The organism is Roseateles flavus, assembly GCF_039872765.1.
Taxonomy (GTDB): Bacteria; Pseudomonadota; Gammaproteobacteria; order Burkholderiales; family Burkholderiaceae_C; genus Roseateles_B; species Roseateles_B flavus.
The window spans coordinates 198,531-206,674 of record NZ_JBDPZC010000004.1 but is presented as its reverse complement, the minus strand read 5'-3'; the positions used below and the strand labels follow the sequence as shown (position 1 = coordinate 206,674).

Sequence of the window (8,144 nt, the reverse complement as noted above, 5' to 3'; positions counted from 1 at the left end):
CCGGAGCAAGACATGACCCCTCCTGTTGCCGCCACAAATTCGACCCCCCTGCGCATCGCCTTCCTCTGGCTGGCCATGGGCCTGACCCTGCTGATGGTGATCGCCTCCACCCTCGTCAAGGCCGCCATCCAGACCGACTTCAGCGAGTTCGTCCACCACCCCGGCCCGCGCGGCTGGGAGGTGTTCTGCCTGCAGTTCTTCCTCTACCTGAGCCTGGGCACCGGCGCCCTGTTCCTGCAGGCGGCCTGGTTCCGCTGGCTGAGCCTGGCGCTGTTCACCCTCGCCGGGCTCTACATGCTGGCGCACCAGCTGGGCCACATGGCCGAGGGCTGGCGCTACGGCCTGACCGGCGCGGTGGACCTGGCCCATCACCTGCTCAGCGCCCTGGGCGTCTGGCAGGCCTGGCGCTGGTGCCGCCAGACGCGCCAGCAAGAGGGCGCCGCCCTGAAGCCGCAGGAGCTCGCATGCTGAGCGCCGCTTCACGCGCGGCCCAGGAGCCCCCGCGCCTGCTCCTGCTGTGCTTCGCCCATGCCGGGGGCCACACGGCCTGCTTCCTCAACTGGCAGGCGCAGATGCCGGCCGGCGTGCGCGTGATGCCGGTGGAGCTGCCCGGCCACGGGCGGCGCATCCGCGAGGCCTTGCTGACCGACTACGAAACACTGGTCGACAGCCTGGTCGCGCAGCTGCTGCCGGAGATCGAGGCGCTGCAGCGCCAGCACCCCGGCCTGGGCTATGCCGCCTTCGGTCACAGCGCGGGGGCGAGCTTCGGCTTCGGCGTCTGCGCGCGCCTGGCCGAGCGCCTGGGGCAGGCGCCGGTGCACGCCTTCTGGTCGGCCGGCGCGCCGCCCCACATCCCCCGGCCGCCCCGCTCGCGCTACAGCGACGCCCAGCTGCGCGAGGAGGCGCGCGCCCTGGCCGGCACGCCCAGCGAGGTGCTCGACAACCCCGAGCTGATGGCCTTCTTCCTGCCCATCCTGCGCGCCGACTTCGCGGCCTTCGAGGGTGCCGGCCTGGACGCCGGCCGGCAGCTGGACTGCCCCTTCACCGTCTTCGCCGCCACGCGGGACCGCATCCCGCCCGAGGACATCTGGGCCTGGCAGCGCCATGCCAGCCAGGGTGCGCGCCGCGTGCTGCTGGACGGCGACCATTTCTCCGTGCTCTACGCGCCGCAGGCTCTGTGGAGCCACGTGCGCCAGACGCTCGGCGAGGAGCTCATGACATGCTGACGAACCCCGCCCGCCGCCGCCTGTGCGGCGTCCCCTTCAGCCTGCTGCTGGCCGGCCCCGCCCTGGCAGCCAGCCCCACGGCCGAGGAAGTCATCGAGCGCTTCGACAAGCTGCTGTGGGGCAGCACCCTGCAGGGGCAGTTCGAGATGACCATCAGCACGCCCTCGTGGTCGCGCAGCCTGACGCTCAAGCTCTGGACGCACCGCCCCGCCAAGTCCTTCGTGCGCATCGTGGCGCCGGCCAAGGACGCCGGCATCCTCTCTCTGCGCCTGGGCTCGGAGATGTGGAACTACCTGCCCAATATCGAGCGCAGCATCAAGGTGCCGCCGTCCATGATGCTGCAGCCCTGGCTCGGCTCGGACTTCAGCAACGACGACATGGTCAAGGAAAGCAGCATCGTCCACGACTACCAGCATCGCTTCGTCGGCGAGCCGCGGGTGGAGGGCGTGGACGCCTGGGAGATCGAGTCCCTGCCCCGCCCCGAGGCCGCCGTGGTCTGGGGCCGCCTGCTGAGCCTGGTGCGCAAGGGCGACTACGTGCCCCTCAGCACCCGCTTCTTCAACGAGCGCGGCCAGCTGGTGCGCACGCTCAGCTACTCCGACGTGCGCCCGCTGGGCGGCCGCCAGCTGCCCACGCGCTGGGAGATGCAGCCGGAGAACCAGCCGGGCAAGAAGACCACCCTCGTGATCCAGGAGGCGCGCTACGACCAGCCCATCGCGGAGGACGTCTTCTCGCTCCAGAACCTCAGCCGGAGGCGCTGACCCATGACCCGCATTCCCCTCATCGAAGCCCGCGACCTCTGCCGCGAGCACCAGCAGGGCGAGCAGACCGTGCCCGCCCTGCGCCACGTCCACCTGCGCATCGAGGCCGGCGAGTTCGTGGCCCTGGCCGGCCCGTCCGGTTCGGGCAAGACCAGCCTGCTCAACCTGCTGGGCGCGCTGGACCGCCCCAGCAGCGGCGAACTGCGCCTGGACGGCCAGGAGCTCGCCCTGCTCAGCAAGACCGAGTTGGCCGGCCTGCGCCTGCGCAAGCTGGGCTTCGTCTTCCAGCACTACAGCCTGATCCCGGTGCTGTCGGCGCTGGAGAACGTCGAGTACGTGCTGGTGCTGCAGGGCGTGCCCGCGGCCGAGCGCCGCCAGCGTGCCTCCGAGGCCCTGGCCTCCGTGGGCCTGGGCGCCCTGCTGGACCGCCGGCCGGACCAGCTCTCGGGCGGCCAGCAGCAGCGCGTGGCCGTGGCCCGCGCCATCGTCGGACGCCCGGCCCTGGTGCTGGCCGACGAGCCCACCGCCAATCTCGATTCCGACACGGGCGACGGCCTGCTGGCCCTGATGCGCGACCTGAACCAGCGCACCGGCACCAGCTTCGTGATCGCCACCCATGACAGCCGCGTCATGCAGAGCGCCAGCCGGCTCGTGCGCCTCAAGGACGGCGCCATCCTCGAGGACTCCGCCCATGCCCTTCCTGAAGCTTGCCCTGCGTAATGCGCGCCGCCAGGTGCGGCGCTCCCTGCTGATCCTCGGCGTCACCAGCCTGGGCGTGCTGGCCATGGTGCTGGCCTGGTCCGTGCTGGACGGGCAGAACCAGCAGATGGTGCGCAACATGACCGAGGTCTACAGCGCCCATGCCCAGCTGCAGCGCGGCGACTTCCTCGACCAGCCCAGCCTGGACCTGAGCTTCCCCGCCCACATGGCCGCGGACCTCGCCGGCCAGCCGGGCGTGAAGGCGGTGAGCTCGCGCATCAGCGGCACCGGCCTGCTGAGCGCCGCCACCCAGGTGCGCGGCGTGCTGCTGGTGGGCATCGACCCCGTTCAGGAACCCCAGGTCACCCGCCTGGACCGCCAGATCGTGCAGGGCCACTACCTGCGCCCCGGCGAACGCGGCGGCATGCTGCTGGGCCGCAGCCTGGCGACCAGCCTGGGCGTGCGCCCGGGTGACGAGGTGGCCGTGCTGGCCGAGGGACGCCACGCGGCCATCGGTTCGCTGCGCCTGCAGGTGCGCGGCATCTTCGACACCGGCAACTCGCACACCGACGCGCAGCAGGCCTTCCTGGGCCTCGGCGACGCCTCCGAACTCTTCGGCACCGAGGGCGAGATCACCAGCGCCGCGCTGCGCCTGGACAGCCTGGCCGCGGCCCCCCGCCTCCTGCAGCAGCTGCAGGCCGGCCTGCCCTGCGGCCTCGCGCTGCGCGACTGGGCGGCCCTGCTGCCCTCGGTGGCGCAGTCCGTGCAGTTCCACGAGGGCCTGGCCCATCTGCTGATGCTGATCCTCTTCGTCGTCGTGGCCACGGGGCTGGCGACCAGCCTGCAGATGTCCGTCTCCGAGCGCCTGGGCGAGTACGGCACCCAGCTGGCCCTGGGCACCACGCCCTGGCAGCTGTGCCGCAGCATCGTCTACGAAGGCCTGCTGCTGAGCGGCCTGGGCTTCTTCATCGGCTATGCCCTGGCCGCGCTGATCGCGACGCAGCTGGCGCGCGAGGGCATCAGCCTGCCCCAGCACGGCGAGGCTCTGGAGACCATGCAGGGCCTGGGCCAGCGCATCCATCCCTACCTGGACCCGCGCCGCCTGCCCACGCTGCTGCTGGGCCTGGGCCTGGTGAGCCTGCTGGCCACGCTGCTGCCAGCCTGGCGCGCCGCGCGGCTCACGCCGCTGGCGGCGCTGCGCGGCGTCTGGATGGAGCGGCCGCCGCCGCGCCGCCGCCGCCGCGATGTGGCCTCCTCGAGCAGCCCGCGCTGGCCCACGCTGGCCCTGGCCTGGCGCAATGTGCGCCGCTCGCCGTGGCGCTCCGCCCTGGCCGGCGCCGCGCTGAGCCTGGGCCTGGCCGCCTTCATCTTCGTGCAGGCCCTGGCCGCCGGCTTCATGAAGCAGATGAGCGACAACACCACCGGCTTCGTCACCGCGGATCTGCAGGTCCAGCACCCGCTGTTCCGCCACCAGATGCAGCCGGCCTGGCACTTCAGCGCGCAGGAGCCCTGGCTGGCCCGGCTGCGCGAGCGGCCCGAGGTGGCGGGCCTGAGCCTGCGCCTGCAGTCCGAGGCCACCGTCAGCAGCACCCGCAAGGCCGAGGCCGTGCTGCTGGTGGGCATGGACGCCCAGGCCGAGCGCCAGGTCACGCGCCTGCACGAGGCCGTGGTGCAGGGCCACCTGCCCGCCCGGCCGCAGGACGCCGTGCTGGGCAAGAAGCTGGCCGAGCGCCTGGACCTGCACGTAGGCGAGCGCCTGGTGGCCATGGCCCAGGGGGCGGACGGCGGCCTGGTGTCGGAGGCCTTCGTGGTCAGCGGCATCCTGGACACCGGCGCCCACGGGCCCGACACCGGCATGGTCTACATCGACCTCGCCCGGGCGCGCCAGCTGCTGGGCCAGGCCGGCAGCGCCAGCGCCGCCCTCGTCCGCCTGCAGCAGCCCGAAAGCCTGGCCGCCCAGCGTGCGGGGCTGCAGGCCCTGCTGCCCACCGATGGCAGCCGCCAGCTGATGAGCTGGCAGGAGCTGGTGCCCGAGGTGGCCCAGACCGTCAACCTGGTCAAGCACGGCGTGCTGCTGATCCTGGCCATCGTCTTCCTGATGGTGGCCACCATCGCGATGAACAGCCTGCTGATGTCGGTGATGGAGCGCAGCCGCGAGTTCGGCACCCTGATGAGCCTGGGCGCCAGCCCGCGCACCCTGCTGCGCCTGGTGGCCGGCGAGGCCGGCGTGCTGGCCGCCCTGGGCGCAGGCGCGGGCCTGCTGATGGGCGGCGCCCTGGTCGCGCACTACGCCTGGTCCGGCCTGCGCCTGCGCGCCCATGGGGCCGAAAGCCTGGGCCTGGGCGACATCGTCCACCCCCAGTTCTCCGGCCCCGCCATGCTGGGCGCAGCCGCCGTGCTGTGTCTGCTGGTGCTGCTGGCCTCGCTGGTGCCGGCCCTGCGCATCGGCCGCCGCGAGCCCGTCGCCGCCCTGCGTCAACCCTGAAGCTCCCTCCCATGTCCCATTCCCACGTTCGCGCCCCCTCGCGCTTCATGAGCCTGCTGCTGCCCCTGGCCCTTCTGACGCCGCAGGCGCAGGCCCATGGCGACCACGTCCATGCCCAGCGCAATGCGGCGGGGCCCTTCCCGGTCGAGCAGCTGGACTTCGGCATCCCCGGCAATCCCCGCAAGCTGCAACGCACCTGGCTGCTGGAGCTGGATGACGACGAGCGCCTGGAACCCGCCCAGCTCAGCATCCCCCTGGGCAGCACCGTGCGCCTGGTCATCAGCAACAACGGCAAGCGCCCGCATGAGCTGGCCCTGGGCAGCCCGGCCACACTCAAGGCTCTGGCCGACGCGCGCCGCCAGCGCGGCAAGGCCCTGGACGAGAGCGTGCACGTCTTCACCATTGCCCCCGGTGACAAGGACGAGCTGGTCTGGGAGTTCAACCGCGCCGGCACCTGGCTGCTCCAGTGCCTGGACCCCGCGCATGCGGCCAAGGCGCAGCCGCTTCGCGTGCTCGTCCAGCCCAAGCCATGAGGCGGGGCAGGACGGCCCGCCGCCCCCTGCTGCCGGCCCTGGGCCTGTGCCTGCTGGCACAGCTCGCCCGGGCGCAGTCACCGGACGGCAGCCCGGAGGACCACTGGCGGCTCAGTGGCAGCTACCGCGCCCTGGGCGTGGAGCAGCAGCCGCAGGACCTGCCGCGCCAGCGCAGCCTGGGCCAGCGCCTGCGCCTCAGCCTCGCGGGCGATCTGGCCACCTGGCCGGAGGGTGGCCTGCGCCTGCAGCTGGACCATGACAGCGAGCTGCTCAGCGGTGACACGGCCTATCGCGCAGCGCTCGACGAGGCCCTGGCGGCGCCCCAGGACCAGGCCCTGCGCGACCGCAGCGTCTGGTGGCGGGACCGCCGCAGTCTCGGCCGCCAGCAGTTCTTCCGGGCCTTCGTGCAGGCCCGCGCGGGCGACTTCAGCGCCACCCTGGGCCGCCAGCGCATCGCCCTGGGCCAGGGCCGGCTGTGGAGCAGCCTGGACCTGCTGAACCCGCCCAACCCGCAGCAGATCGAGCGCGAGGACTTCATCGGCGTCGACGCCCTGCTGATGGAGCAGGCCCTGGGCCCGCTCTCGCGCGCCAGCCTCGTGCTCGCCCCCATGCCCGGCGGCGGGCCTGCACGCTGGCTGCTGCAGTGGCGCACGCACGCCCTGACCATGGACCTCAGCTTCAGCCATGCGCGCTATGGCGAGGACCGGCTGCTGGCCGTCGACATGGCCGGGCAATGGGCCGATGCCGGTCTGCGCGCCGAATTCACCCGCACCGCATCCGCCGCGGGCCCGGCCTACTTCAGCGGCGTGCTGGGGGCGGACTACGCCTTCAATCCCCAGCTCAGCGCCAGCCTGGAGTGGTACTGGCGCAGCCGGCCCCTCGCTCCGCAGGCGGCCGTCGGCGGCCAGGCCCGACCGCCCCAGGGCGCCCATGCCATCGGCCTGAACCTCAGCTACGAGCTCACGCCCCTGCTGAAGCTGCAGGGCCTGTGGCTGCGCAATGCCGGCGACGGCAGCCAGCTGATCGCCCCGGGCTTCAGCTGGTCGACCAGCGAGAACGGCGTGCTCAGCGCCGGCCTGCAGCGCTTCAGCGGCGACGCCCGCAGCGAGTACGGCCCGGGCGGGCGCCTGGCCTTCGTGCGCTACCAGCGCTATTTCTGAGGGCCTGAACGACGAAGGCCCCGGCGCGAGCACGGGGCCTTCTGCCATTCAGCGCGGCAGCGCTACTCGACGGCCGCGGCCAGCGGCGCGCCCTGCTCGTCGATCACGGCCACGCGCATCAGGCCCTGCAGGCTGGCACGGCGCATGAGGTTGGCATCGGCGTCGGGCGGCGGCACTTCGCCCGAGGCCAGGGGTGGCGAACTCTCGAAGAGGCGGAACACATCGGCCGGGCTGATGCCTGTGGAGCCGCGGCGGCGCAGCACGTCTCGGTAGCGGTGGAAGGGCAGGCCCGGCATCTCGTGGTGCAGCTGGTGGGCCCAGGCGCCGTGCGGGAACACGAAGAAGCGCCACAACGGCGAAGGTTCGGCCAGCGACAGGGTGTGCGCGCCCACATGCTCGCAGTAGCCACGCAGGCGGAACACCGCCCAGAAGCCGGTGGCATAGCCGCCGAACCACAGGGCCAGCAGCATCGGCCAGCCGCTGTAGTCCAGGGCCTGGCCCACGCCGTAGGCCAGGGCCGTCAGCAGCGCCAGGCGCAGGGCCACCTGGGCCAGGCCCAGGGCCAGGTCCCGCGCGACGGCACGGCGGCCGCGCGGCAGGTGGCGCAGGCGCAGGGGGAGGATGTCGCTGTCCTGGTCCTTGCCCTTCTTCAGCAGGTGCATCAGCAGCTGGTTGATGCGGGCGAAGCAGCGCGGCGAGGCCATCCAGAGGACGAAGATGACGGCGCCCGGCAGCGCACCGCCGCACAGGGCCATGCCGGTGAACAGCGCGACCTTGCTGCGCTTGATGGGCAGGCCCCAGCTGTTGTCCACGCGCTTGAAGACCAGCTCGGGGTCCTTCAGCGTGCCGGTGTGGATCTTGGGATGGTGGCCCTCGTTGTGGAACATGCGCCAGGCGTTCAGGCTCACCAGCAGCGGGCCGTAGATCAGGCCGGTGGCCAGCAGGTCATTGACGGTGGCATTGGGGCAGATGGTGCGGTGGCCGGCGTCGTGGGCCAGCAGGGCCAGGCGGTGCTGGAACACGCCCACCATCCACATGCCCGGGGCCAGGCAGAGCGCCTTCAGCGCCCAGTGCTGCACCTGACCGAAGGCCCAGAGGCTGCAGGCCATGGCGAGGGCGATACCGCCCCAGTCCAGCAGGGCACGGCCCAGCCAGGGCCAGATGCGGCGGTCGGCCATGCAGTGCGCCTCGAAGCGCTGCCGCTCGGCCTTGGCGTCCAGGGTCAGGGTGGCTGACATGGGTGTTCTCTCCCGAAGTGTGTGCGTGGTGTATGCGTGGTG

At 72.5% G+C, this 8,144-nt stretch carries 8 protein-coding genes; 7 read left to right on the top strand and 1 reads right to left on the bottom strand.

Annotated elements, in window-relative coordinates:
• Positions 1 to 12: 12 nt before the first annotated feature.
• From ABDJ40_RS10760 to ABDJ40_RS10730, 7 genes are read left to right on the top strand one after another with little or no spacing between them, the layout of a single operon-like run.
• Positions 13 to 471, top strand: a complete 459-nt coding sequence (locus ABDJ40_RS10760; protein WP_347609500.1) for a hypothetical protein — start codon at positions 13 to 15, stop codon at positions 469 to 471.
• Entirely contained in the window at positions 465 to 1,226 is a 762-nt protein-coding gene (locus ABDJ40_RS10755) for a thioesterase II family protein (RefSeq protein WP_347609498.1), read from the top strand. Before ABDJ40_RS10760 ends, ABDJ40_RS10755 begins: the two co-directional genes overlap by 7 nt.
• Complete coding sequence (locus ABDJ40_RS10750) at positions 1,220 to 1,987, top strand: outer membrane lipoprotein-sorting protein (protein ID WP_347609496.1); 768 nt, start codon at positions 1,220 to 1,222, stop codon at positions 1,985 to 1,987. The genes ABDJ40_RS10755 and ABDJ40_RS10750 overlap by 7 nt, the downstream gene beginning before the upstream one ends.
• A 3-nt stretch (positions 1,988 to 1,990) precedes the next feature.
• Complete coding sequence (locus ABDJ40_RS10745) at positions 1,991 to 2,707, top strand: ABC transporter ATP-binding protein (RefSeq protein WP_347609493.1); 717 nt, start codon at positions 1,991 to 1,993, stop codon at positions 2,705 to 2,707.
• Positions 2,679 to 5,171 carry an ABC transporter permease gene (locus ABDJ40_RS10740; RefSeq protein WP_347609491.1) on the top strand — a complete coding sequence of 831 codons (2,493 nt, stop codon included), beginning with the start codon at positions 2,679 to 2,681 and terminating at the stop codon, positions 5,169 to 5,171. The genes ABDJ40_RS10745 and ABDJ40_RS10740 overlap by 29 nt, the downstream gene beginning before the upstream one ends.
• Before the next feature lie 11 nt (positions 5,172 to 5,182).
• On the top strand, positions 5,183 to 5,704 hold the full coding sequence (locus tag ABDJ40_RS10735; RefSeq protein ID WP_347609489.1) for a cupredoxin domain-containing protein: 522 nt from the start codon (positions 5,183 to 5,185) through the stop codon (positions 5,702 to 5,704).
• A complete protein-coding gene (locus ABDJ40_RS10730) occupies positions 5,701 to 6,864 on the top strand; it encodes a hypothetical protein (RefSeq protein ID WP_347609487.1) in 1,164 nt (387 codons plus the stop codon). Before ABDJ40_RS10735 ends, ABDJ40_RS10730 begins: the two co-directional genes overlap by 4 nt.
• A gap of 62 nt (positions 6,865 to 6,926) precedes the next feature.
• Here the strand turns inward: ABDJ40_RS10730 and ABDJ40_RS10725 are convergent, their stop codons facing one another.
• Entirely contained in the window at positions 6,927 to 8,102 is a 1,176-nt protein-coding gene (locus tag ABDJ40_RS10725; RefSeq protein WP_347609485.1) for a fatty acid desaturase, read from the bottom strand.
• Between the last annotated feature and the right edge of the window lie 42 nt (positions 8,103 to 8,144).